This is a genomic window from Acutalibacter caecimuris, assembly GCF_034335085.1.
Taxonomy (GTDB): Bacteria; Bacillota; Clostridia; order Oscillospirales; family Acutalibacteraceae; genus Acutalibacter; species Acutalibacter caecimuris.
In genome coordinates this window covers 99,892-124,297 of record NZ_JAWXXJ010000004.1, presented here as the reverse complement: position 1 = coordinate 124,297, position 24,406 = coordinate 99,892, and the positions used below count along the sequence as shown (strand labels likewise).

The window sequence follows — 24,406 nt, the reverse complement described above, 5'->3', positions numbered from 1 at the left end:
ATCCTTGAAAGGCGGCAAGCCTTTCTTGCGGTTTTTTCCTTGAAAGCCCTCGTTTTTGGACAAAAATCCAACAGTATTTTTGACTATCTCTTTATAAGTTCTTAAATGCCGCCAAGTCTTGATTTTTCAAGGGTTCGCGGCATTTTGGCTATCGTGGGAAGCTCACAAATACTCTCGAAAGTTTTTAGGTTTTCGCTCTCAAAGGTAGTACGAAAGTAGTAAAATCTCGTCCTGCCTATGCTGCCAGCCGTTCCATTTCAGCCCTTGCGGAAGCGTAGGTTGCGTGTGCGTAGTAGTTCAGCGTCATGGTGATATTGGAGTGTCCCATGATGTACTGCAACGCTTTCGGGTTCATGCCCGCATTGGCTAAGTTGGTGCAGAACGTGTGCCGGAGCGTGTGCGGCATCATTACCTTTGGCAAGGTTTCTTCGTGGCACTTGTTGTACTTCTTCACAAGCTGCTGAAACATACGGTCATAGTTCCATGCCACTTTCGGGTTGCCGTCCCTGTTGAGAAACAGGAAACCGCTGTAACCGTCCACGATAATGTCCTTTGCGCTCTTGCGGTTGGCAAGCACACGCTTTAACGCTTCACAGACTTTCTCGCTCATGGGGATTTGCCGGACACCGCTTTCCGTTTTGGGCTTCTCAATGTAGTAGCCCGTTTCCTTGCTCCTTAAAAGCTGGTGGTCTACTGTGATTGTCCTGCCCTCAAAGTCAAGGTCGGCGTCGGTCAGCCCGCAAAGCTCGGAAATCCGCAGCCCTGTCCCCAGCAGTATCACGATCTCGTCGTAGTATTTCTCATAGACGCTATCGCTCTCCACAAAGGCCAGTAGGCTTTCTTCCTGCGCTGGCGTGAGAGGTACCTTTGGCACCGTCGTATCTTCCAGAACGGTATTAAGCTGGAAGTCAAACGGATTCTTGCGTATGCAATCGTCCTGTATCGCCGTATAAAAGGCTGCTTTCAGAGAACGCTTGTCGTTGCTGATTGTGCGGTAGGCTATGCCCCGATCTCTCATGCGTAAGGCCCATTCTTTCGCGTCGGACATTTTCACGCTCTCAATCGGACACGCGCCCAGCGGGTCGCTCTCCAATAGCTTCATCAGCCGTTCGCGGCTCTTTACGGTGTTGTGCCGCACATTCCCCCTGTGGCGGTTCTGTTTCGCGTAGAGCTGGCAGACGGTCATTTTTTTGCCGATAGGGTCTATCCCGTCGTCAAGGTCTTTCTGGATTTCCTTTTTCTTTTCCCGCAGGGATATGTCCTCCCATTTTCCGGCAGGGGTCTTGTCCGTAGGCACTAACTTCCATGCGTAGACGAATTGCGGTTTTCCAAAGGTATCAACGTATTTGTAAGCATATCGCCCGTCTTTCCTCTGGCTCTCTCCTGAACGCAAAATGCGGTTTTTGCTGTCCCGTCTTTTCTCTGACATAATGCGCTGCTCCTTTCCAAAGACGGAAAGAGCCTTGATATGCTACATCTATTATAGCATATTCAAGGCCCTTTTGCACGTTCTTTTTCTTAAATAACGTCCAGCGTGTCGATGATTTTTTCAAACTGCTTCCGCTTGATCTGAATACGGTTGCCGTTCATAATCACCCAGCCAGCGGCGGGGGTTTCCTCTGCCAGCTTGCGCAGCTTGTTTTCCCCGATATGAAAATATTTTGACGCTTCTTCAATGGTAAGCGTGTACTTTTCCTAAATGGGAACATCGGTATTACACATAGATAATCCCCTTTCAAAACTGTTAAAAGGTTGGAATCGAAAAAAGGGGCTATCATCGGACGGCTGTTAGCGGCAACCTCACGGGAGTTTCACCCCTCCGACGGTCTGCCGGAGCTGTACCCATTGCCTGCGACGCTTTGAACGCTCGGACTGTGGCTATACAGGAGTATCATTATGTATTCTGCGCGTCGTGGCCTACAAGCTGCTATCAATGGCAAACTTGGTCTTGTCATAGCCGGGGCTTGCAAGCTGCGCTTCGTCCAGAGAAGCGAACAGGGTATTTGCGCGGGAAAGGGGCATAGTTTCGCCCTCTTGCAGCTCCGCGCTCTCGCTCCAAATGACTGTAACGGTTGGCTCGGCGGCAAGGCCGGGGGCCGCTTCCTGCGACGGTTTATCCTGCTCCGGCAGATATGCGGCAACATCGTCGGACGGCTCCCCCGGATTATCCGGCCCATTGTCCGGGGCGGCTGGTTCGCTCCATTGCTCAAAACCGGGCTGCGGCTGCTCCTGCTGGGCGGTCTGCTCCCGCGCCTGTTGCAGCTCCGCGATATTCGCGTCAATGCTGTCTATGATCTCGGCGGCGGCGCGGCGTATGGTTTCCAGAGAGCTTTTCAGCTCCGCAAGCTCCCGCCCGCTGCTCCACCCGGCGACATAGCCAAAGGAGTAATCGGACGTGTCAAGCCCGTAGTGCTGGCAGACGGTGTAGGCCACACTTTCAGCCTGTACCTCCCGTGTGCGGCGGTCTGGCCTGTCGGCTAAATCCTCTTTTGGTGCGTTCAAATCAATGTCGTGCAGCTTGGCGTGGGCGATTTCATGGATAACGGTTTTAAGGGTCTGCAATTCGCTCATACCCTCTTGAATGGCAATCCGCTTTTCTTCCAGATGGTAATAGCCGTGTGAACTTCCCTCGATGTTCTCAAAGCCGATGGGGACGGGCGAGGTCTTTTCCAGCGCGGCGAAAAAGTCCTTGTAGCGGTCAACGTCCCCCATCAGCTCGTCCACCACAATGTCGGGCAGCTCCCGCCCCTCGGTCTGCGACACATCAAAGACAGATATCACCTTGTAGGCGGGAATGGTGATTTCCCTTTCCTCGGTGACGGGCTTCCCGTCCTTGCCGATAACGGGCTGCTGGGTTTGCGGGTCTATCTTCTCCATTTCCCGCCTGATTTTATAGGGGGACGGCGCAAGGATTTTGATACCCTTTTCGCCCCGCTTGACGTTGCGCCCGTGGGTGTTCTTCCATGCGGAAAAGCGGGGTTGGACGCGGCGATCTGCGGGTTATCCTGCAACGCCTTTTGGTACAGGTAGTTGACGTTGGCCTTTTCTGCCGCCCGTTCCGCTTTCGCCGCTGCCCGGTAGGGTTTGAGCTTGTGGCTGTGGTAGCCCTCCCTGACTTTCCGCGCCCCGTATTTCAAGGCCTTTTCCGCTGTTTCCTCGGATTTGTGCGCACCCTCCACGCCGGAATTGTCCTTTTCAACGAAATGTACCTTGTTGGCCTGCTGCTCCGGCGTTTTCTGAAAATCCGCGTCCTGCTCCCGCTGGCTGATACGCTGGGCCGTCTGCTGGGTTTCGTTGACTTCGATAGCCCCGTCGCGGGTCATTTTCTGCGTGACTTTATCGCGGGGCTTCAATGGGCCTTTCAAGTGTCCTCAACTCCTTTCTGCCGCCGTAGTTCTGCGGATTGTATTGACGGGCTTATCTGCTTTGACATTAAGCAGCTCGGCAAGCAGCTTAAAAAGCTGGGTATAGCCGCAGCGGGCGCAATGGTATTCCGTCACGCCCTCGCCGCCGCAGGTGGCGTCGGTAACAGCGGTGCCTTTGTCCCAGCTATGCCCCAGCGCGTCGGTGTAGCCCGTCACAAAGGAGCTGCCGCAGCCCGCGCAGAGATGGAGCGTAGAGCCGCCTGTTTCACAGCTTGCAGGGGTCACAGCGGCCTTGTAGTCATGGGGCAGCGCGGAAGTCACGTCGGTGATCTGACGGTCGCCGCAAACGGTACACTCCCTGACGGTATAGCCGGGGGAAGTACAGGTAGCCGCGACGGAATAGGTCTTATAGCTGTGTTCGCCTTTGGGGGTGTCGGTGGCCTTTACCTCGCCGCAGCGGGCGCAGATTTCAAAGAGCTTGCCGCTGTCCTCACAGGTGGCGTCCCGGACAACAACGCCCTGCCAGCTATGGCCTAAAGCGTTCACATAGTCCCGCTTTTCGATTTTCCCGCACTCGGTACAGAGATAGCGGTCATAGCCCAGCGTCAGGCAGGAAGCATTAACGCTGTCCAGTTGCACAAAGCGGTGGTTGTCCCCGCAGGAATTGTCCTTGCAGCAGCTCCCTCCGCAGTTCTGATCGGCGCAGCCGCAATCCGGGTCGCCGCAGCCGCAGGGACAGGTTTTCCCGCTGCTTCCCTCATGCAGCCAGACATAGGCCACGCCGTTTTCGGTCATGCTGGTGTTTTTGTAGGTGTAGGTGATCTCATAGTAAACGGTGTGCTGTCCCGCTTCGGTGTAGTTGGGCGCGGAAGAAAGGGTGCAGCTCTCCGCGCTGTTGCCATAGCGGATTTGCGTGGTAACGCCCGCTTCGGAAAGGTCGGTGGCGGTCAGAGTGTGGGGCTTGCCGTCTACCTCACCGTAGTAGTCCGCGATAACGGATTTTGCCGCCGTATAGGATTTCTTTTCATAGCCGCAAAGGGTACAAGCGTCTTTGACGGTAAACCGCTGGTGGGCCAGCTCCGGCACGATCTCCCGCGCCAGGTCGTGACGCTCCAAGCTGCTTTTCTCGGTGTGGTGGGTGCCATAGCAGAAGCAGCAGTAGCTACCACCCGTGACGGTCTTTGTGTGGTGGGCGTCGTCGGCGTACTCGTAGCTTGTGCTTTCCTCCAAGTCCTCCATAAACTCGGCGGCGCAATCGTACAGCCAGTAAACATTACGGGCATAGCCATAATCGCCCGCGTCCATGTTGCTGTTGATGGTGCCGCAGTTTTCACAGACGGCCTTTGTCCAGTGGAAGCCAGTGTAAAACGAATCAACGCCGGGGGTACCGTCGTTTACGTTGCCCTTGTTTTCACCGTCAAGCATGGTACCGTCCGAATACCTGACGTTGCGCAGCAGCGCGGATTGTCCGTCGCGGGTGTATTCGGGAGTACGGAAAACCTCAAAGCTGGTGGCCTTGCCGCACTCATGGCACGTCCCGGTTTCCCGCGTGACAACGGCGTTAGCGTCCAGCTCGTTCGTGCGGTTGTTGGCGGTCAGCCAATGCTCGGCGGGGTCATGGTAGCCGTTCTCCTGCGCCGCAAACGCGGCGGGGACAAGGGAAAAGAGCATTACGACTGCAAGCAGCCCCGCAAGCCCTCTGCGAATGTGCTTTTTATTTGTCATGTAATTCCTCCTTATGACGTTCAGATTTTTTGATGTTTAGTGTTCCAGCGTCCCGCTTCCCTGTCAGGGTGGAACGCCGGACAGAAAAAGAGGGCAGCCGCTTTCACGGTTGCCCCGTTGGGTGCCGTTCGTCAAATCCGTACCCGCAGACCGCTCAAATCCTCGGCGCGGATTCCCACAAGATACCAGTTTGCGCCGTACTCAATGCGGGTGGGCTTCCACTTGTGGCCTGTGAACACTTCCAGCGTGTCGCCGCAATGCAGCCCACCGTAGTAGTCCCCCAGCCCAAAGCGAATGTCGTAGCGGTCGGTTCGCTCGTCGAAAATCAAGGCTCCCTGTTTCATGCTGTGCGCTCCTTTCAGATTTGCCCCGTCGCCATATCGTGGGCGACAAGGGAAGTGTAGTAGTTGTTGATGGTGGACGGGGCGTTGAAAAGCACCGTCCGTAGGTACTGCTTCATGTTGCGGATTTTCGTGGTGTTCTCCTGCATACAGTCCAGCACAAAGCGGATATGTTCGCTGTCCAGCTTCATAAACTTTGCCTTTACCAGCTCGGCGGGGTAGTCGTCCCCGGCGATTTGTACTGTCGCCCTCGCGGTGCAGACGGTTTCCAGCATAATGTCCACCAGCTCGTCCAGCCTGTCCCGGTCAACGTGGCTGTCGGTTATGAGAACGTCATAGCTGATATTGTCCATGATGATCTCCCGGTAAATCTCAACCGCGCTCTGTGTTGCCGCTTCCTTTCGCTTCCGTTCCGGCGGCGCAGCCGCAGCGTCCCCGCAAGGTAAGAGGTCAGGGGAAAGGATAGGAATGGAATCGGTACTTGATAAATCCGTAATTGATTTTTCTTTTTTTGGTAAGTCAGCTCTTGATATATCTTTATTTAATTGCTTTGGATTTTCCTGCGTAGGTTTCTCCAACGTAGGCTTTTCCTGCGCTGGATTATCCAATGTTGGATTTTCCAATGTAGGTAAATCCGATGTAGGCGGCTGCGGCTGCTCGTAGATCACATACTCCGCGCCGCGCAAGCGGCCTTTCGCGTCACGCTCCCTTGACCGCACGATATACCCAGCGCGTTCCAGCTCCCGCACCGCTTCGCGGATAGCGTCGATCTTCTCCTTGTTGATAAGGGACAGGCCAGCAAGGGTATAGTCCCAATCTTCGGGAAGTGAAAGCATTTGTGACAGCAGCCCCTTTGCCTTTAGGGACAGCTCTTTATTGCGCAGATGGTGGTTTGACATGACGGTGTAGCCACGGTTGCGCTCCACGCGGAAAACTGCCATAGTGTGATACTCCTTTGCGGTAGATTTGTTACGCAGTAGAAGCGCGATTTTGAGGGGTCAGGTATAAACACCCTGTCCCTCCAAAACCGCGCCCGAAAAGCCGCATGGCGCAAGGCTCCTTATGCCCCTACTGCGTAACAAAGGGCATAAAAAAGCGGCGTCCCTTTTCTCCCAGCGTGGGGAGTGAAGAAACGCCGTCATGGTCGGTGTATGAAATTGTCATGGTATAGGGGCTATCTGTGTGCTGCCCTCTCCGGGCGTCTGGCTCTCGCGGTGCTGCGCATATCAAGGCTCTTTCCGCAAAAGTAGTAAATCGGTAGTAAATTCCTTGTTCATATCCGCGAAAGTGCCTGTATTTCAAGGCTTTTCAGAGATAATCAAGGTTGTTTGACGAAAAATCCGACATTTCTCCGGTTTTAAAACAGACTCTAGGATTAGGTGCGGTCAATGGACAAAACCCCCTTTATCCGGGAGAGCCGGTCAATGATATTTTGCAGTTGGGGCAGGCCGTTGATAGACACCGTTGTGGAGATCACCGCGTTGGGGCCGGACTTTTCCGGTCGGCAGTTCAGGGAGTGGATGAAGACGTTCATGTTGCTGAGCTGCTGGGTAACGTCAAACAGCAGCCCGCTCCGGTCCACGGCCACAATGTGCAGGGTGGATTTAAAGTCATCCTTTACATCCCCTTCCCAGTGGGCGCTGACCCAACGCTCCGGCTCCGGGCAGTCCGTCAGGTCCCGGGGCACGTTGCGGCAGCTCCGCTTGTGGATGGACACCCCAAAGCCCCGGGTAATAAAGCCGATGATATCGTCCCCGGGCAGGGGGTTGCAGCAGCGGGAAAGCTTGACCAGGCAGTTGTCCATGCCGTCTACCAGCACCCCACCGCTGATCTTGCGGGAGGGGGCCGGGGTATTTTGTACCAGGGGCGGGATATCCTGGTTGGAGAGGGGCGGAGCCGCGGCCTTTACCATCCGCTGGTACTCCTCCCGTACCCGGGGCATGATCTTCCACAGTTGCACCCCGCCATAGCCGATGGCGGCGTACAGATCCTCCACCGTAGAGCAGTTGTGCCGGCGGCCGATGCTATCCACCATAAAAGCCATTAACTCCGGGGTAACGGGGATGTTGGAGCGGCGCAGTTCCTTTTCCAGTTCCGAGCGGCCCTCGGCAATGTTCTCTTCCCGGCGCTCCTTTTTAAACCAGGCCCGTATTTTGCTACGGGCTTCGCTGGTGCGCACCAGCGTCAGCCAGTCCCGGTTGGGGCCCCTGGTTTCCTTGCTGGTGAGCACCTCAATAATCTCCCCGGTCTTGACCTTGTAGTCCAGGGGTACGATCTTTTTGTCCACCTTGGCCCCGACCATCCGGTTGCCCACCGCGCTGTGGATGGCATAGGCAAAGTCAATGACGCTGGAGCCCTGGGGCAGGTTTACCACATCGCCTTTGGGGGTGAACACAAACACTTCCTCCGGGATCAGGTCGGATTTAATGGAGTGCACCAGGTCGGTGATGTCCTCGGTATCCGCCTGGTTTTCCAGCATCTGCCTGATCCAGGACAGCCGCTCGTCCAAAGAGCGGTTATCGGCCTGCTTGGCGCTCATGCCGATCTTATACTTCCAGTGGGCGGCAATGCCGTATTCGGCGGTCTGGTGCATCTCCCAGGTGCGTATCTGTACCTCAAAGGGGACCCCGGCTTTGGTGATCACGGTGGTGTGCAGGGACTGGTACATATTGGGCTTGGGGGTGGAGATGTAGTCTTTGAACCGGTTGGGCAGGGGGGTGAACATATCGTGGACAATGCCCAGCACATTGTAGCAGTCCTCAATGGTGTCCACAATCACCCGCATGGCAAACACGTCATAGATCTCCTCAAAATCCTTGCCCTGTATAAACATCTTGCGGTAGATGCTGTAAATGCTCTTCACCCGGCCCTCAATGTATACGTCGGAAACAGCGGTGGCGACGCGGCTGTTTAGCAGGGCTTTCAAATCCTGTATAAACTGGATGCGGGTGGTGCTGCGGGTGGTCAGGTAGTCGTTGATCTCCTCATAGGCTGCCGGATCCAGGTACTTCAGGGACACGTCCTCCATGGTTTCCTTTACGGTGCGCATACCTAAGCGGTGGGCAATGGGCGCGTATACCTCCAGGCATTCCCTGGCCTTATCCCGCTGGCTTTGGGGGGACATGAACTCAAGGGTAGAGAGGTTGTGCATCCGGTCGGCAAACTTGATGATGATGACCCGGATATCCTGGGCCATTGCCATCAGCATTTTACGCAGGTTCTCGGCCTGTTCCTCCTCCCGAGAGGAGAAGGGGATCTTGTCCAGTTTGGTCACGCCGTCAATGAGCAGGGCCACATCCTGGCCAAAGGCCTGTACGATCTCGTCCAGGGTGCAGGAGGTATCCTCCACCACGTCATGCAGCAGCCCTGCCGCCACAGACTGGCTGTCCATGCCCAGATCCACCAGGATGGCCGCCACGGACAGGGGATGGATGATATAGGGCTCGCCGGAACGGCGGAACTGGTCCCGGTGCATCCGGTCTGCCAGCAGAAAGGCCTGGCCGATGAGGGTGCGGTCAAATTCCTTCTCGCTTTCGGCGATGATTTTCTGCAGCTCCTCGTAGGTGCTGATTTGCCTGACTTTTGGCATAGGATGACCCTCCTTGTGATGGGTGAAAATGGAACGGCCAGGCCGGCAGTCAGCCGGCCGTGTCTGGCCCGGCTGCTTTGGGCAGGCAGGGCGAGGCGTAAAGGTCCGCTTTTTCCTTTTGGGGGATGAGCTGCCAACATCCCCGCTCCCGGACGATAAGGCCCCGCTCTTCCAGTACGTCCAGGGCGGTCAGCAGTTTCCCCAGATCCAGGCCCGTGCCCTCCAGCCGGGCCAGCAGCGCTTGGGGATCCCCGGACAGCCCAGGCCGGGCCAGCAGCCGGTACAGCGCCAAAAACTGGGCCCGGTCCGGGGTGAGGGCCTGGGCCTCGCCGGGGGTCAGGGGCTCGCGCCGGCGGTGTTTTTCGTACAGCCATTGGGCGGCAATGCAGCGCTCCGTATCCATATCGCTGCGCTTTACATCCCGCACCAGAAAGTCGAACCCGTTTCCCCGGGGGTAGTCGTTAAGTTGCAGGTTTACCGCCAGGTCAATGACGGTGCCGGGCTCAAAGGGGAAGTCGATGGGCCGCATACGGAAGTAGGTGCAGGAAAAGGCAAAACCCTCTTTCTGGCAGTGCAGACGGCAGTGGGCCCCGCTGCCCATACCCTGTACCCGCTGTAGGGTGGCCCCCATAATCCCGAACTGGGGCTGGGGGTTGCCGGTGCCACAGGGCTCCAGGGGGGCCAGTTCCTCTACGGTTTGGGCGGTGACCGCGGCGGGCTTTAGCTGGCAGTCCAGCCGCAGGGTGAACACCGGCATATCCGGGCAGGCCTTTTGGGCGTAGGCGTTGATCCGCCGGCGCAGTTCCGGCAAGTTCCCGGCGGCTACCGTGAGGCCGGCGGCCATGGGGTGCCCGCCGTACCGGACCAGCAGGTCCCCACAGGCATCGACGGCCTGGAACAGGTCAAAACCCTCAACACTGCGGCCGCTGCCCCGGTAGCACCCATCCTCCTGGGCGGAAAGCACCAGGCAGGGCTTGCCGAACCGCTCGGTAAGCTTGGAGGCTACAATGCCCACCACCCCCAGATGCCAGCCCTGCCCCTCCACCAAAATGACCCGGGCATAGCGCAGGGCCGGGTCTGCCTCCACCTTAGCCGCGGCGCTGTGGTAGATGTCCGCCTCTACCTGCTTGCGGCGGGTGTTGTCATCCTTCAACTCCTGGGCCAGGGTTTCGGCGCTGTCCTTCTCCTGATAGGTCAGCAGCCGCACGGCCCGCTCCGGCGAGCCCATGCGCCCGGTGGCGTTGATGCAGGGTACCACTGTAAAGGCCAGCTTGACAGCATCGGCCTGTTCATTGGGTTTGGCGGCCACAATGGCGTCCAGGCCGGGGCGCTGGCCCTGGTTGATGGACGCCAGGCCGGCTTGGACGATAAACCGGTTTTCGCCGGTAAGGTCTACGGAATCGCCCACGGTGCCTACGGCGGCCAGGTCCAGATAGGGGCCGATCGAGGCGGGATCCAGGCCCTCTGCGGCGTAGACCAGCTTGAGGGCCACCCCTGCGCCGCAAAGGGCCTTAAAGGGGCTTTCGTCGCCGGGCTGGTGGGGGTCTACCAGGGCAGTGGCCTGGGGCAGCCGCTGCTGGGGCTGGTGGTGGTCCGTGACGACCACATCCATCTTCAGGCTTTTGGCGTAGGCGATCTCCTCAACCGCGGCAATGCCGTTGTCTACGGTGATGATCAGGTCCGTGCCCTCCCGGTAGAGGGTGTCGATGGCGGCGGTGTTCAGGCCGTAACCCTCGCTGTCCCGCTGGGGGATGTAGAAGGAAACCCGGGCGCCTTTGTCCCGCAGATAGCTGTACAGGATGGCGGTGGCGGTGATGCCATCCGCGTCATAATCGCCGTAAATAGCGATTTTCTCGTGGTTTTCCAGCGCCTGCTGGAGCCGGGCCACGGCTTGGGCCATGCCTTTCATGCGAAAGGGGCTGTCTAAAGGGGGGGCCTGCAAAAATGCCCGGATCTTTTCGGGGGTGTCATGGCCGCGGCCGCAGAGGACGGCGGACAAAAGCGGCGAAATCCCGCATTGGGCCGCCATTTTTAGGGCGTGGGCCCGGTCAAATGTGTTGATCTGCCAACGTTTCATGTTCACTGTGTATGCCACCTTGCTATAAAGTAGGAAAGTGTCCTTTAAAAACTTATTATACCATGGAACGGAGGAATCCGCAAGGGGTGGCGGCAGGAGAAAGATGGGTATTGGCCGGAAAAAAACGGGTTTTTAGGGGGCGGTTAGCGGCAACTATTGGCGGGTTGTTGGCAGGGTATCGGGCGGTTGTTGGGCGGGTCTTGGGGGGATGTTCCGGCGGTCTTAAGAGGGGGTTAGCGGGGGCGGAGGGGGATTGGGTGTTTTTGGGGTGGGTGGCGCGGTGGGAAAGAAGGGTGAGGGTGGTACCTGGGGAAGGGGATGAAGGTTGGACACCGGCGGAGAAAAGGAGGGCTGGTTGGGGAACAGGACTAAATTGAGGTGCTGTTTGGGAGTGGGGGCGGACGGCCCAGGCAGCGATGGGGAGGAGAGCCGGGTATGGCAGACTGGGGAAGGCGGGTAGGGCAGAGTAGCTTAGGGGAGTAGCGGGGTGGGGATGAAGGTTGGACATCGGCGGAGAAAAGGAGGGGGGCTTAGGGGGAGTGGTTGGAAGGGTAGGGGGTTGGGCATAAGCAGAGAAAAGGGGAGCTGGTTGGTGGGGTGGGCAGGGGGCGTCCAAAATGAAACGATTAAAAGAGAGGATTCGGCGGACAGATGGTAAAAGTTTCGTCCACCTTTTCAAAGGTGGTGGGGTTTTTAGGGGGCGGCAATCGCTGGTGGCGATTGCCCGTCGCCGACCGAGGAGGCAGCCGGAAATCAACGCCCCAGAGTTGGCTACGCCAACTCTTAACCGCCGGAGGCCAAAACCTCGTTGCAAAAGGGGAGCGGACAGGATGTGGCCAAAATGAAACGACTAAAAGCGAGGCTCCGGCGAACAAATAGTAGAAGTTTCGTCCACCTTTTCAAAGGTGGTGGGGTTTTTAGGGGCAACGCCCCTAAATCGCCGAAGGCAAGGTGCTAGGGTTCTTAGGGGGTGACAATCGCTGGTGGCGATTGCCCGTCGCCGACCGAGGCGGCAGCCGGGAATCAAAGCCCCTAAACTGCCAGAGGCCAGAAGGACACGCCCGGACGGGCAGGCGGCCTTGACTATGGGGGCGGGAGGGCCTATAATGGGAGGAAAAGCGGAGAGGGGCGGTTGAATGACATTACAGGATTTTTTTAGGGAGAACCCGGCGGTGGCGCTGGGGTTTTCGGGCGGGGTGGACTCGGCATACCTGCTGCACGCGGCGGTGGGCTGCGGTGCCAGGGTGGGGGCGTATTATGTGAAAACAGCCTTTCAGCCGGCGTTTGAACTGCGGGACGCCCAGAGGCTTTGCCGGGAACTGGGGGCGCCCCTGCGGGTAGTGGAGGTGGATATTCTGGCCTGCCGCCCGGTGGGAGAGAACCCGCCGGACCGGTGTTATCACTGTAAAAAGGCGCTGTTCGGCGCGCTGGGGGAGCAGGCCCGGCGGGACGGGTTTGAGGTGCTGGTGGACGGCACCAATGCCTCGGACGACGCCGGGGACAGGCCCGGTATGCGGGCTTTGGGGGAACTGGCGGTCCGCTCGCCCCTGCGGGAGTGCGGGATTACAAAAAGCCAGGTGCGGGAGCGCTCTCGGAAAGCGGGGCTGTTTACCTGGGATAAGCCCGCCTACGCCTGCCTGGCTACCAGGGTGCCCGCCGGAGAGCCGCTGAGCCAGGCGCTGCTGAAGAAGATAGAGCGGGCCGAAGAGTGCCTGTTTGCCCTGGGCTTTTCGGACTTCCGGGTGCGCGTGCCCCAGGGGGTGGCCCGCTTGCAGGTGCCCGCCAGCCAGATGCCCCTGGTGCTGGAAAAACGCCAGGACATCTTGCTCGCCTTGGAGGGCCTCTTCCCCGCTGTAACCCTGGACCTGCTCGCCCGCTGACGAAACCTTTGTGGGCGCTGCCCACACCCGCTGGGCTCTGCCCAGACCCGCTGGGCTCCGCCCAGACCCGCTGGGCTCTGCCCAGACCCGCTGGGCTCCGCCCAGACCCGCTGGGCTCTGCCCAGACCCGCTGGGCTCCGCCCAGACCCGCTGGGCTCCGCCCAGACCCGCTGGGCTCTGCCCAGACCCGCCAGGGCTTTGCCCTGGACCCACCGCCCTTTAAAAAGGGCGGCCCTAAACTTTATGCGGCCCGGCTGGGAGAGGGATATGGACTGGGGAGGTTGGGACAATCAGGGAAAATATTTTTTCTTTAATTACTTTTTTATTCAATTTTTATTTATTTCATTTTTTTGATTTGTTTTTTTAATCTGCAAAATAATTTGTGATTTTTATGGTTTTGTTGGGGGGTTAGAGAGGGGGGAGGAGAGGAGGCGGGGAGGGGGGCCGTTTGGCCGGGTCCAGGGACGGCCTTAGTCCCTGGTGGGGTTTGGGGTGAAACCCCAAGAAAGGGAGCGCAGGCGGGGTTTGGGGTGAAACCCCAAGAAAGGGAGCGTAGGTGGGTTTTGGAGCGAAACCCCAAGAACTTAAAAGGGGAACTTGTTTTTTTTAGCCGGATATGCTAGAATAGAAGGAGAAACCTGGGCCGGAGGGTCTGGGATGCTGAGAGGTAACAAAATGGCTAGCAAACTCTGTATGAACTGCTTTTCTGCCTGCCACCCGGAGGAGAACGGGGGCCGGTGCCCGATGTGCGGATGGGACAACACCCGTGCCCAGCCCAGTGGGCTGCTGAAATACCAGACAGAGCTTGCCTCCCGCTACCTGGTAGGCCGGGTGAAGGCTGCCAACGGGGAGGGCGTTACCTACTGCGCGCTGGACACGGCCACCCAGAAACCCGTGGAGTTGCGGGAGTTTTTCCCCAGGGCCATTGCCCGGCGGGAGGACAACGGGCTGGTTGTCCCGCTGCGGGAGCACAGCCGCACCTATCAGCAGTACATGGAGGATTTTTTGGAGCTTTCCAAGAACGTGAGCCGCCTGCGGGAGGTGACGGTGGTTGAGTCGGTGCTGGACATTGTGGAGGAGAACGGCACGGCCTACACGGTGTATGAGGAGGGCGACGCCATCTCTTTGCGGCGGTACGTGGAGGACGCCGGGGGGCGCCTGACCTGGAACGAAACCAGCCGGCTGTTTTCGCCGGCCATTACGGCGCTGAGCCTGATCAACTCGCTGGGGGTGTCCCATCTGGCCATATCGCCGGAGACGCTGCGGGTGAACCGGGACGGCAACCTGCTGATTACGGGGTTCCACATTAACGCGGTGCACCGGGCGGGGGGGCTGCTGGAGTTGGACCTGCACCCAGGCTGCGCGGCGGTGGAGCAGTACAGCGCCAAGGCTGTGTGCGGCGAGGGCTGCGATGTGTACGCCCTGGCGGCGTGTATGCTGTTCTCGCTGACGGGGCGGCTGCCGGATGCGGCCACGGAACGGCTGCACGACCAGCGGCTGATGATCTCGAAAGACATATTAAAGGCGGTGCCGCCCTTTGCCGTGACGGCCATTGCCAACGCGTTGCAGATCAAGCAATCGCTGCGCACGGGAAGTTTTGAGATCTTCCGGGCGGAGCTGACCTCGACGCCGGTGGTGGAGGAAGTGGTGGAGGAAACCGACGCGATCCGGCGGCTGCCGCCGGTTTCCCGCGACCTGCCCCGGCGCAGGTACACGCCGCCCCCCTTTGTGTGGCTGATTGCCTCTTGCGCCATTGCGCTGGTGGTGCTGGGGATACTGGCCTCCCGCTGGCTGGGGGACCAGGGGATGTCCTTTGGGGATTTGGGGCAGATATTCGACAACAGCGCCGAGGAGCCGGTGGAGGTGCCCCCCATGGTGGGGCAGGGCTATGACCACTGGCAAAAACGGGTGGAAAGCGGTGAATTGGACTTTGTGCTGAAGGTTTCCAGCCAGGTGTATGACGACACGGCGGCGGAGGGGATCATCATCAGCCAGGTGCCGGAGGCGGGGGAGAAGATACGCCCCGGCGGCACGGTAAGCGTGACGGTGAGCAAGGGCAGCGTGACCCGCACCCTGCCGGACTACGCCGGGGTCAGCTTTGCGGAGTTGCAGGCCAAGCTGACGGAACTGGGCTTTGTGCCCGCCAAGGAGGAAGTGGCCAACAGCGAGGTGGAGATGGGCTATGTGATCGGCTACAAGGACCGGCAGCCCGGCGACGCCTTGGACTACGGCACCACGGTGACGGTGATCGTCAGCCTGGGGCCGGAGGAGCAGTAGGGGGGTGGAGTAGGGTTGCCCTCCTATAGGATAGGCCAATGCGATAGGCAGGTAAAAAAGCGCCGGGTACCCCCCGGCGCTTTTTGGGTGTGGGGCTATTCGGCCTGATACTGTTCTACGATCAGGTTGGCGCACTGGTAGATATCGCCGCCGCCCAGGGTGAAGGGCAGGCCGCCGGGCTGGGCGTGGGCCATGACATAAGCGTGGGGCCGGAGGAGCAGTAGGGCGGGGAAGTGTCCAAAGCAAAGAGTTTAAGAGCGAGGTTCCGGCGAACAAATGGTAAAAGTTTCGTCCACCTTTTCAAAGGTGGTGGGGTTCTTAGGGGCAACGCCCCTAAGCTGCCAGAGGCCAAACAGGGGCCAAAAGGCAAGGAAAAAAGCGCCGGGGGGTACCCGGCGCTTTTTGGGTGGGGGGTTATTCGGCCTGATACTGTTTTACGATCAGGTTGGCGCACTGGTAGATGTCGCCGCCGCCCAGGGTGAGGATCAGGTCGCCGGGCTGGGCGTGGGCCATGACATAAGCGGCGATCTCCTGGAAACTGCCGAACCACCGGCTACCGGGCACTTTAGCGGCCAGGTCGCTGGTGTGGATATTCCAGGTGTTTTCCTCCCGCACGGCCAGGATCTCGGTCATCACCAGATGCTGGGGGATGGACAGGGCCCGGGCGAAGTCCTCTAAAAACGTGTAGGTGCGGGAGAAGGTGTGGGGCTGGAACACCGCCCAGACTTCCCGGTACCCCATACGCATGGCGGAACTGAGCACCGCGGTGAGCTCGGTGGGGTGGTGGGCGAAGTCATCGGCCACGGTGACGCCCCGGAACTTGCCCAGGACCTCGAAACGGCGGTGCACCCCGGTGAACTGCCCCAAAGCGGCGCAGATATCCCCGGGGGCTACCCCCAAGGAGTGGGCCGCGGCGGCGGCGGCCAGGGCGTTGAGCATATTGTGCCGGCCGGGCACGGCCAGTTGCACCCGGCCCAGGGGCTGGCCCCGGAACATGAGGGTGAAGGCCTCGCAGGCGGTGGGCTCTTCGCTGAGGCCGGTGGGGTAGTAGTCGAAACGGCTGTCCGGGCCGAAGGTGAGGAGCTCTTTGCCGGCCTGGCCGGCCGCGGCCTCCATGGCCTGGGGGTCGGCGCCGTTGACAATGAGCCGCCGGGTGGTTTGGGTGGCGAACTGGCGGAAAGACCGGACGATGTTCTCCAGGGTGCCGAAGTAGTCCAGATGGTCCGGCTCGATATTGAGGATCAGGGAGATGGCGGGGGCGAGCTGGAGGAAGGTGTCCACGTACTCGCAGGCCTCGCAGACCATGGTGCCGCTTTGGCCTACCAGGCAGTTGCTGTCCACCAGGGGCAGCTTGCCGCCGATGATGGCGCTGGGGTCTTGGCCGGCCTGGTAAAGGATTTGGGCCAGCATGGCGGTGGTGGTGGTTTTGCCGTGGGTGCCGGAAACCGCCACCAGTTGGGGGTAGCGGCGGGTGAGCATCCCCAGCATGACGGAGCGCTCCAGCGTGGGGACGCCGGCTGCCCGTGCCGCGGCCAGTTCGGGGTTGTCGGGCTTGCAGGCGGCGGTGTACACCACGGCCTGGGCGCCCTGTATGTTTTCGGCCCGGTGGCCCAGATAGACAGGGATCCCCCAGCTTTTTACCCGCTCCAGCGTGTCGGACTCGTTCTGGTCGGAGCCGGTGATCTGGTAGCCGCGGCGCAGGAGGATCTCGGCCATGGGGCACATCCCCGATCCGCCAATGCCTACAAAGTGCAGGCGCTGGACGCTGTCCAATAGATTAGGCTGCTGATTCATGATAAACTTCCTTTCTTGTCCCTTGACCGGTTGCTGGTACCTATTATAGTACAAACTGGCCGCAAAAGAAAGGCTTTTTTGCAAAAGCCCCTGTCCGGGGGGGGGACAGGGGCGCTTTTTGGGGGAGGGGTCAGGCGGGGGAGGCGATGCGGCCGTCGTCGATTTGGATGGTGCAGCCGGCTTTGCGGGCGATTTCCAGGTCATGGGTGACCACCACCAGGGTCTGGCCGAACTGGCGGGCGCAGTCTTTGAGCAGGGCGAGGGTGTCCTCGCCGGAGCGCTTATCCAGGTTGCCGGTGGGCTCGTCGGCGAAGATCAGGTGGGGCTTGGCCAGCACGGACCGGGCTATGGCCGCCCGCTGCTGCTCGCCGCCGGAGAGCTCGGAGGGGTATTTGTCCAGCTTGGCGGTGATGCCCAGCAGGCCGGTGACCTGGCTGAGGAAACCGGGGTCTGGCTTGCGGCCGTCCAGTTTCATGGGCATGGCGATGTTTTGGAGCACCGTGTAGTCGTCCAGCAGGTTGAACTGCTGGAACACGAACCCCATGTGCCGGCGGCGGAAGATGGCCATCTGTTCGTCGGAGTAGCTGGAAATGTCCGTGCCGTCTATCAGGACCCGGCCGGTGGTGGGGCGGTCCAGGCCGCTGAGGATGTGCAGCAGGGTGGATTTGCCTGAGCCGCTGCGCCCGATAATGGCGTAGAACCGGCCCTCCTCCAGTGCCAGGCTGACGCCGTTGAGGGCGTGCACCTCGCCGGAGGAGGTGTGGTAGGTTTTGGTAATCTCCTCGGCGCGCAGGATGATCTTTTTCTCTTCCATAGACAGGCTCCTTTCCTGGCCGCGGCCCCTCCCGGAGGCGGGCGGGGGCGGTTTGTGGGCAGGGGGAGGGGTTATTCCCCGCCCCGCAGTTTTTTCATCAGGTCCCCCTGGAACAGGGCCCGGCTGGCGTAGAGGGAGGCCCCGGTGACCAGGGCCGCCACCAGCAGGGTGAGCAGCAGGGCCGTGCCGGCCCCCGCCCCGGCCCCCAGGTACCGCCAAAGGACCTCTTGCAGGGCGGAGGCGGGGGTGTGCCGCAGGGCCAGCGGGGCGGTAAGCTGGCCGTAGTACAGCCGGGCTGCCCGGGCGGCGGCATAGCCTGCCCAGACCAGCCAGCCCAGCGCGGCCCCCAGCAGGCCCCGGCCCAGGGCTTTGCCCAGCAGCCGGCGCCATAGCTGCCGCCGGGACATCCCCAGCGCCTGGAGGACGCCGTAGTCGCGCTTTTGCCGCTGGGCCTCCATGGCCAGGGCGTTGTTGAGCACCAGCAGGAGCAAAAGGGCAATGCAGCCGCCGCTGGAGAGCTGGAGGATCAGGCTTTGCAGGGGGGCCTGGACCCCGGCGGAGAAGGCCTCCCGCCGGTCGACAAAACCGAAACCCTGCCGCTGGACCATCTCTTTGAGCACCTGGCCGGTGGAGAGGGTTTCCGCGGTGTGGCCGGCGAATACCTCGGCATAGGTAAGGCCGGGGGAGCTGCCCAGCAGGGTGTGGGCAAAGGCCTCGGAGCACCAGAGGACGTAAATGGACCGGTCCAGGTACAGGGCGGTGGCGTCCGTGCCGGTGGGCACGGGCACAATGGCCCCCAGTTCCGGCCGGTAGATCTCCTCCGCGAACTGGAGCGTGAGCCGGCCGCCGGGGGTTAGGCGGAGGTCGGAAACGTCCCGGTGGGCGTAGTAGGATTGCATGATCGACTCCCCCCGGCGGTTGCGCTCTACGGTTTTTTTGTGGACGATGCAGTCCATGTAGTAGCTGCCGTCAGGCTCCTGGGGGAAGGAGAGGGCCACCTGCTCCCCCCGCCGGAAAGCCTCCAGGTCCAGGCCGGAGCCGGTGAGGGGGAGGAAATCGTCCCAATGGCCGTCGGGCAGGACGAAAATCCGCACGCCCAGGGCGTCCTGGCCGTCCACCTGGCCCCGGTTGGGGGAGCCGGTGACAGCATCACCCTTGCGGATACAGGCAAGGGCGGACTGGAAGGCGGGGGAATCCGGGGCGCCGGGGTAGGTGAGGAGGCCCTCCAACTGGGTAAGGGCCCGGACGCCGGTAAGGCCGGGCAGGGAAAGCCAGGCGTCCAGGCGGCTTTGGGTGATGGGGGCGGTTTCCGCATAGACCAGGTAGGAGGGGGAGGCCCCCGCCACCCCCAACTGCTGCCAGGGGGGGAGGCTCTCTACCGTGGCAAAGACCAGCGTGCCGCACAGCAGCCCGGACAGGCCGCCGGCCATCAGGGTGCGCAAGCGGCGGTAGCGGCGGGCCTTTTTGCCCCCGGAGGCCACCCGGCCGGTGAGGGGCTCCCGCAGGGCGATTTGCAGGATGGCCAGCCGGGTGAGGAGCACCCCCAGCAGCCACACCAGGGCCAGCGGCCCCAGCAGCGCCCAGGGGATGACGGTGGTGACCGGCGTGGAGCCGAAACGGGCCAGCAGGCTGAAGGTGGCCCAGGTACCCAGCGCCCCGGCCCCTGCCCCCAGCAGGGCGGCGGGCACGCAGAGCAGCAGGGTTTCGAAGAGCATCATGCGGCGCAACTGGCCGCGGGTGATGCCGATGCTGCGGAACAGGGCGAACTGGCGCACCTGCTTTTGCATTTGTACCGCGTAGATGCACAGCACGGCCAGCAGCACCGAGGCGAAGATGAGGCCGGTGTAGAGCAGGGCCGTGGCGCTGTCCTGGCCGTCCTCATTGGAGGTGAACTGGTTGTCCATGCTCTCGCCGTAAGCGCCGGTGTTCAGTTGCATGGAGTTGCGCATAAGGCCGTGGACGCCGCGGAAATGCCCGGTGACGGCCTGCATGACCTCCTCGAGGGGGGCGTTGAAGGTAAAGAACAGGTGCCGCACCGTGTAGGTGAGCCGGGGCTTGTGGGCGGCCAGCCGGGTGGAGGGGTCGGCGCCCTCTGTAAGGCCGGCGGCCTGGGCGCGCAGGCGGGCGCCGCCTTCGGGGGAGAGGAGGGCCCGGTTCAGCAGGGGCATATCGTTGGAATAGGAGCGGTGGTTCACCGTCCACACCTGGGTATAGCCGTGGATGACGCCTACCAGCTTAAAGTCGATATCCACCCGCAGGGGCTGTTTGTTGCGGGTATAGACCGTGACCGGCAGGGTGACCACCTGGTCCAGCAGGGTGAAGTCATAGCCCAGCCGGTGGAGCAGGCCGGCCTCGATGGCCACCTCGTCCTCGGCCTGGGGCATACGGCCGGCCTGTAGCCGGATGCGGCCCAGGGCGGTGAAGGCATCGTCTGCCGTGCCGATGCCCGCGTCGCCGTCCACAAGGCCCAGGCATTTGGTGACGCCCAGTTCCCCCAGCCAGGGCTGGCTGTGCAAAAACTCCTCATCCAGGCTGCTGGCGTTGGCAATGGCCGCCTGCCACCGGCCGTAGGTGTCCAGGCAGGCGTCTTCGCTGGTGCGGGCCATGCTCTCGGTGACGGACAGGGAGAGCGCCGAGAAGGCAAAGGAGAGCATCAGCACCGCGAACAACAGCAGGGTGCTTTTCCTCCTGCGCCGCAAGCCGGCGGCGGCTAACTGCCAAAGCGCTCTGTTCATAACCATGCCTCCCAGAGTAGGATTTGCCTGTAAAAAAGATAACCCGCAGCGCGGGCCATCCGGCAGCCATATTATACCATAAAAGTGGGGGGAGGGTCAACCTTTTAGCGGGAAAAAGCACGGTTTTTTGCAAAAAGGCAGGGCTGTGCTTGCAGGAAAGGGCAAAAAACCGGGAGGCGGCCGCAGGGGTGCGGCCGCCTCCCGGCAGGGGGCTGTATGGGGCAGGGGTTAGAATTCCAAGAAGGTAAAGCGGTCGCCGGACTTGATGAACTGCACGGGCACGCCGGGGCCGATTACATCGGGTAGCCAGCGGGCCATGTCCTCCATGCCGGGCTCCTCCCAGTTAAAGTGGCCCAGGTTTAAGAGCACCTTGCCAAAGCCCAGGGTTTCCGCGTCCATGATGTACTCGCCGATGGTCCAGTCGATGACCTCGCCGGGGATGACCATGTCTACCCCGCTTTGGTCGATCTGGTTGATGGCGGCCTTGTCCCCGGGGCCGGCCAGGAAGTGGGCGGAAAAGCCCACGGTCTGGACAGGGGTATCCGGGTCGCCCCACATACGCATACCGTGGACGCCCATGGTGCGGGAAACGTGGCGGGCGACCTCCCGGGCGGGCATGGCCGCAGGCAGCACGAACCGCACCCCGGCCATAAAGTCATGGCCCTCCTGGTAACCGGCCCAGCCAAGGGCCTTGACCACGCCGGTGAAGATCCGGTCGGGGTCGTCGTTGTGCACATGGTCGTGGTCCCGGTAGACGACCATGCCGGTTTCCTCCAGCAGGGCTTTTTTCTTCTGGTAGACCCGGTTCTCCGCCAGCCAATCCGGGTTGTCCAGGTGGTCGAAGAAAAGGGGCTCGTGGGCGATGATGAAATTGCAGCCCTGCTGGGCGGCCTGCCGGATAACGGCGGCGGAGGCCCAGCAGGTGACGGCGACGCCGGTGCAGGCCTTGTCCGGGTCGCCGAAAAGCACCCGGTCTACGGTGGGGTGCTCCCGCTGGGGCAGGGGGGCGTGGAAGGCTTCCAGCTTTGCGATGATTTCCGCGATCTTCATAGGGGGGTCCTCCTTTTTATGGTGGTGGGTGGGGGCTTAGGCGCGGTGGATTTTCTGGGGGTCATAGAGCATCCCCAGCATACCGCCGTGGGCAATGGTGCAACAGTCGATATGCCGGCCATGGAGGTCCATGGACATGGTTTCCCCTTGCAGCGTGCCGTCCAGCAGGCCCCGCAGCAGGTGGAGCACGTCCTCCACATAGCCAAAGGTCAGGGGTACCGGGGACTGGTAGCGGTGGCCGGCCAGGATCAGCACGTCCTTGCCCCATGCCTTGATCTGGGCCGCCAGTTTTTCCACAGCGGGCAGCAGCTCTTCGATGGTGACGCTGGTGGGAAGCTGCATCCAGAAGTGGCCGGAGCCGATGGCGTCGCCGGTAAAGACCAGGCCCTCCGCCTGGTCCAGCAGCACGTCCCCGGCGGGGGTGTGGCCGGGCATCAGCATGGCGGTGAGCACCCGGCCGCCCAGGTCAAACACCTGGCCGTCCTCCAGCTCTTGAAAATGCCCGGCGGGGAAGGGCTGGCCGTCGGGCTGGGTGAGCAGGGGCCAGTCCCCGTGGTTTAGGTACACCGGGCAGCCGGCGGAGAGGAACTCCCCGGTGGCGGCGCCGTAGTGGTCGCCGTGGCCGTGGGAGATGACAACGTCAATGGGCAGGCTGGTGAGCTCCCGGACTTTTTCATACAGGCCCCGCACGCTTTGCAGGGTGTCGAACATGATGGCGCGGTTTTGGCCGCAGATCAGGTAGGCGTCGATCTCGTGGCGCTGCTGGGGGTTGTTGCCCATGGCCTGCACCTCCACAAAGTTCCAGATGCCTTCTTTAACGGGGCGGATCTCCAATGTGCACATAGGGGTACCTTCCTTTCCTAAGGGTGTAAGATGGGTGTATAGGGTGTATATTTTGACAAAAGCCGAACCCCCGTGGGTCCGGCTTTTGCCGCAGAGCCTGCCGTGTATGGCTTTTATTTTACGCCTTGGCGTTCAGTTCGTCAAGCACGGGCTGGATAAGGGGCATTTTTTCATTGACCCAAGCCTGCCAGTTGGCCTCCAGGTCGCCGTCCTTCACCAGGATGGCGGCGTACTCGTCGGCGTAGGTCATGGAGGCCAGGTTCAGGGCCTGGGAGTCGTGGAGCTGCACGGTCCAGTCGATCTCGCTGGGGAAACTCTCCTCAGAGGAAACCTTCTCGTGGAGCACATGGACGTTTTTGCCGATCTCCCGCAACTCAGCCTTGAAGGAGGGGTTCAGGAACTGGAAGTCGTCGCTGAGCACCATCAGATTGCCGTAAACGGGGTGGATGGCGTACTTGTCGTTGAGCACCTCTTCCTCGCCCAGCAGGGAAACGATCTCTTCGCCCTCATATTGCCAGTCGGTGCCCTCCAGGCCGCAGCGAACCTGCAACTGGCCGTAGTCGGTGCAAGAGTAGTCCATCATTTGCAAAATGCGGTCCAGCTTGGCGTCGTCGATATGGGGGGAGAAGATGTTGGCGCCCCAGTAGTTGGTGCGGTTTTTGGCGTGGTAATTGCCGTCCTCGCCCAGGGGTACCACCACCTGGACAGCGTCCATGAAGTTGGTCTGCTGGTCGGTTTGCAGGTGGGAGTCAAAGTCGGTCATGGTGCCGACCATGCCCTCGCCGATGCAGATGGCGGAGGTGCCGGAGCTCATGAACATACCGTAGTCGTCCGGGGACTGGATGGTGTAGAATTCGGGGTCGATGAGGCCGTCTTTGTAGGCCTTCTGCATGACCTTCAGGGCCTCCAGGGTTTCCTGGTCGGCGGCGCCCCAGTGGTACTGGCCGTCCTCGCCCTTATAGAAGGGCAGGTTGTCGGAGGTGCCGGCGTAGGTGTACTGGAAGTCCATCAGGGCCATCAGGCCGCCGGTACGTACGCGGATGGGGTAGAAGTTGTCCACATTGCCGGGGTTGGCCTCTTTGATTTTGGCGGCGGCGTCCAGCAGCTCGGAAACCTTCATGGTTTCGCTGACCTCTACGCCGGCAGCCTTGGCCCAGTCCTTGCGCACATAGGCGGAGGTGTGGGTGGCTACCTTATCGGCAGGGCGGTTGTTGGAGTAGATGGGCCGGAACAGGTAGGCGGTGCCGCCGAACTGCTCCTCGGTAAACTCGGCCATGCCGCTGTCCATCTGGGCTTTGGCCAGGCTGGGGTATTTCTCTTTCCAGTCGTCGGGCAGCATCTTCACCAGGCCCTGGTCGGCGTAGTTCACGGCCTCGCCGTGGACGTAGTTCCAGACGGCCATCTCCGGCATATCGTCGGAGTTGATCCAGATGCGCAGGCGCTCGGCCCAGTTTTCAAAAGTCAGGGAGGTCAGGTCCCATTCGATGTTGAACTTTTCGGACCACCACTTGACGAACTCGTCGCAGTCGTTGTAGTTTTTGGCGTCGTCCAACTGCACGGTGGCCAGGTTGATGGTCATCTTTTCGCTGAAGTCACGGCCGGCGAACCAGTCGCCCTCTTCGCCGCCGGCGGCGGTTTCGTCGGGGGTAGACGCCTCGCTGTCCCCGGCGTCGGAACTGGAGGAGGCAGCGGAAGAACTGCTGGCCTGGGAGGAGCCGGTGCTGCTCTCGTTGCCACCGCCGCAGGCTGCCAGGGACAGCACCAGGGCCAGGCACAGCAACAGGGCTAAAACTTTCTTGCTGGTTTTCATTCGTTTTCCTTCCTTTCATTCTTGTGATGTATCTGCCACGCCGGGAAACCCCGGCGAAGTGGCCGGCTGGGCAAATACCCTGCTTGCGGTGCGCCTCCGGCGGCCG

At 60.9% G+C, this 24,406-nt stretch carries 15 protein-coding genes and 3 pseudogenes; 3 read left to right on the top strand and 15 right to left on the bottom strand.

Translation table 11 applies throughout. The features are described 5' to 3' along the window. Positions 1-235: 235 nt before the first annotated feature. The 9 genes and pseudogenes from U8U01_RS03970 to recJ all read right to left on the bottom strand — a co-directional run bounded on the left by U8U01_RS03970 (position 236) and on the right by recJ (position 11,097). Entirely contained in the window at positions 236-1,429 is a 1,194-nt protein-coding gene (locus U8U01_RS03970) for a site-specific integrase (RefSeq protein WP_322170666.1), read from the bottom strand. 89 nt (positions 1,430-1,518) lie between these two features. Then, positions 1,519-1,680 (bottom strand): annotated as a pseudogene (locus U8U01_RS03965) (excisionase); the annotation flags it as partial. A gap of 240 nt (positions 1,681-1,920) precedes the next feature. Further along, a pseudogene (locus U8U01_RS03960) lies at positions 1,921-2,973 on the bottom strand (LPD25 domain-containing protein); the annotation flags it as partial. A 2-nt stretch (positions 2,974-2,975) separates the two neighbouring features. Further along, positions 2,976-3,197: pseudogene (locus U8U01_RS17620) on the bottom strand (CHAP domain-containing protein); the annotation flags it as partial. A gap of 174 nt (positions 3,198-3,371) precedes the next feature. After that, a complete protein-coding gene (locus tag U8U01_RS03950; protein WP_322170663.1) occupies positions 3,372-5,090 on the bottom strand; it encodes a hypothetical protein in 1,719 nt (572 codons plus the stop codon). A 131-nt stretch (positions 5,091-5,221) separates the two neighbouring features. After that, positions 5,222-5,434 (bottom strand): DUF5348 domain-containing protein, encoded by a 213-nt coding sequence (locus U8U01_RS03945; protein ID WP_322170661.1) that lies wholly within the window; start codon positions 5,432-5,434, stop codon positions 5,222-5,224. Between the two features lie 14 nt (positions 5,435-5,448). Further along, positions 5,449-6,372, bottom strand: a complete 924-nt coding sequence (locus U8U01_RS03940) for a DUF6017 domain-containing protein (RefSeq protein ID WP_322170659.1) — start codon at positions 6,370-6,372, stop codon at positions 5,449-5,451. Positions 6,373-6,806: 434 nt separating this feature from the next. After that, complete coding sequence (locus U8U01_RS03935) at positions 6,807-9,020, bottom strand: RelA/SpoT family protein (RefSeq protein WP_322170656.1); 2,214 nt, start codon at positions 9,018-9,020, stop codon at positions 6,807-6,809. A 49-nt stretch (positions 9,021-9,069) separates the two neighbouring features. Then, the gene (recJ, locus tag U8U01_RS03930) at positions 9,070-11,097 is read right to left on the bottom strand and encodes a single-stranded-DNA-specific exonuclease RecJ (RefSeq protein ID WP_322170806.1); all 2,028 of its coding nucleotides are present in this window, start codon (positions 11,095-11,097) and stop codon (positions 9,070-9,072) included. Positions 11,098-12,233: 1,136 nt separating this feature from the next. Here recJ and larE point away from each other — a divergent pair. The 3 genes from larE to U8U01_RS03915 all read left to right on the top strand — a co-directional run bounded on the left by larE (position 12,234) and on the right by U8U01_RS03915 (position 15,478). Further along, on the top strand, positions 12,234-12,977 hold the full coding sequence (larE, locus tag U8U01_RS03925) for an ATP-dependent sacrificial sulfur transferase LarE (protein ID WP_322170653.1): 744 nt from the start codon (positions 12,234-12,236) through the stop codon (positions 12,975-12,977). Between the two features lie 675 nt (positions 12,978-13,652). Next, a complete protein-coding gene (locus U8U01_RS03920) occupies positions 13,653-15,254 on the top strand; it encodes a PASTA domain-containing protein (protein WP_322170650.1) in 1,602 nt (533 codons plus the stop codon). Between the two features lie 89 nt (positions 15,255-15,343). After that, positions 15,344-15,478 (top strand): hypothetical protein, encoded by a 135-nt coding sequence (locus U8U01_RS03915; protein WP_322170647.1) that lies wholly within the window; start codon positions 15,344-15,346, stop codon positions 15,476-15,478. A gap of 190 nt (positions 15,479-15,668) precedes the next feature. Here the strand turns inward: U8U01_RS03915 and murC are convergent, their stop codons facing one another. From murC to U8U01_RS03885, 6 genes are all read right to left on the bottom strand, one after another. Further along, positions 15,669-17,048, bottom strand: a complete 1,380-nt coding sequence (gene murC / locus U8U01_RS03910) for a UDP-N-acetylmuramate--L-alanine ligase (protein WP_322170645.1) — start codon at positions 17,046-17,048, stop codon at positions 15,669-15,671. A 130-nt stretch (positions 17,049-17,178) separates the two neighbouring features. Next, positions 17,179-17,862 (bottom strand): ABC transporter ATP-binding protein, encoded by a 684-nt coding sequence (locus tag U8U01_RS03905; RefSeq protein WP_322170642.1) that lies wholly within the window; start codon positions 17,860-17,862, stop codon positions 17,179-17,181. A 71-nt stretch (positions 17,863-17,933) separates the two neighbouring features. Next, positions 17,934-20,597 carry an FtsX-like permease family protein gene (locus U8U01_RS03900; protein WP_322170639.1) on the bottom strand — a complete coding sequence of 888 codons (2,664 nt, stop codon included), beginning with the start codon at positions 20,595-20,597 and terminating at the stop codon, positions 17,934-17,936. A gap of 228 nt (positions 20,598-20,825) precedes the next feature. Continuing rightward, positions 20,826-21,647 carry a Nif3-like dinuclear metal center hexameric protein gene (locus U8U01_RS03895; RefSeq protein ID WP_322170636.1) on the bottom strand — a complete coding sequence of 274 codons (822 nt, stop codon included), beginning with the start codon at positions 21,645-21,647 and terminating at the stop codon, positions 20,826-20,828. A gap of 36 nt (positions 21,648-21,683) precedes the next feature. Then, complete coding sequence (locus U8U01_RS03890) at positions 21,684-22,490, bottom strand: MBL fold metallo-hydrolase (RefSeq protein ID WP_322170633.1); 807 nt, start codon at positions 22,488-22,490, stop codon at positions 21,684-21,686. A 118-nt stretch (positions 22,491-22,608) separates the two neighbouring features. Continuing rightward, positions 22,609-24,300 carry a type 2 periplasmic-binding domain-containing protein gene (locus U8U01_RS03885; RefSeq protein ID WP_322170630.1) on the bottom strand — a complete coding sequence of 564 codons (1,692 nt, stop codon included), beginning with the start codon at positions 24,298-24,300 and terminating at the stop codon, positions 22,609-22,611. Positions 24,301-24,406 lie beyond the last annotated feature (106 nt).

Bases quoted from the DNA above. Each gene is read 5' to 3' on its own strand.
- U8U01_RS03970 (WP_322170666.1), bottom strand. From the start codon at position 1,429: ATGTCAGAGAAAAGACGGGACAGCAAAAACCGCATTTTGCGTTCAGGA.
- U8U01_RS03950 (WP_322170663.1), bottom strand. From the start codon at position 5,090: ATGACAAATAAAAAGCACATTCGCAGAGGGCTTGCGGGGCTGCTTGCA.
- U8U01_RS03945 (WP_322170661.1), bottom strand. From the start codon at position 5,434: ATGAAACAGGGAGCCTTGATTTTCGACGAGCGAACCGACCGCTACGAC.
- U8U01_RS03940 (WP_322170659.1), bottom strand. From the start codon at position 6,372: ATGGCAGTTTTCCGCGTGGAGCGCAACCGTGGCTACACCGTCATGTCA.
- U8U01_RS03935 (WP_322170656.1), bottom strand. From the start codon at position 9,020: ATGCCAAAAGTCAGGCAAATCAGCACCTACGAGGAGCTGCAGAAAATC.
- recJ (WP_322170806.1), bottom strand. From the start codon at position 11,097: ATGAAACGTTGGCAGATCAACACATTTGACCGGGCCCACGCCCTAAAA.
- larE (WP_322170653.1), top strand. From the start codon at position 12,234: ATGACATTACAGGATTTTTTTAGGGAGAACCCGGCGGTGGCGCTGGGG.
- U8U01_RS03920 (WP_322170650.1), top strand. From the start codon at position 13,653: ATGGCTAGCAAACTCTGTATGAACTGCTTTTCTGCCTGCCACCCGGAG.
- murC (WP_322170645.1), bottom strand. From the start codon at position 17,048: ATGAATCAGCAGCCTAATCTATTGGACAGCGTCCAGCGCCTGCACTTT.
- U8U01_RS03905 (WP_322170642.1), bottom strand. From the start codon at position 17,862: ATGGAAGAGAAAAAGATCATCCTGCGCGCCGAGGAGATTACCAAAACC.
- U8U01_RS03900 (WP_322170639.1), bottom strand. From the start codon at position 20,597: ATGAACAGAGCGCTTTGGCAGTTAGCCGCCGCCGGCTTGCGGCGCAGG.
- U8U01_RS03895 (WP_322170636.1), bottom strand. From the start codon at position 21,647: ATGAAGATCGCGGAAATCATCGCAAAGCTGGAAGCCTTCCACGCCCCC.
- U8U01_RS03890 (WP_322170633.1), bottom strand. From the start codon at position 22,490: ATGTGCACATTGGAGATCCGCCCCGTTAAAGAAGGCATCTGGAACTTT.
- U8U01_RS03885 (WP_322170630.1), bottom strand. From the start codon at position 24,300: ATGAAAACCAGCAAGAAAGTTTTAGCCCTGTTGCTGTGCCTGGCCCTG.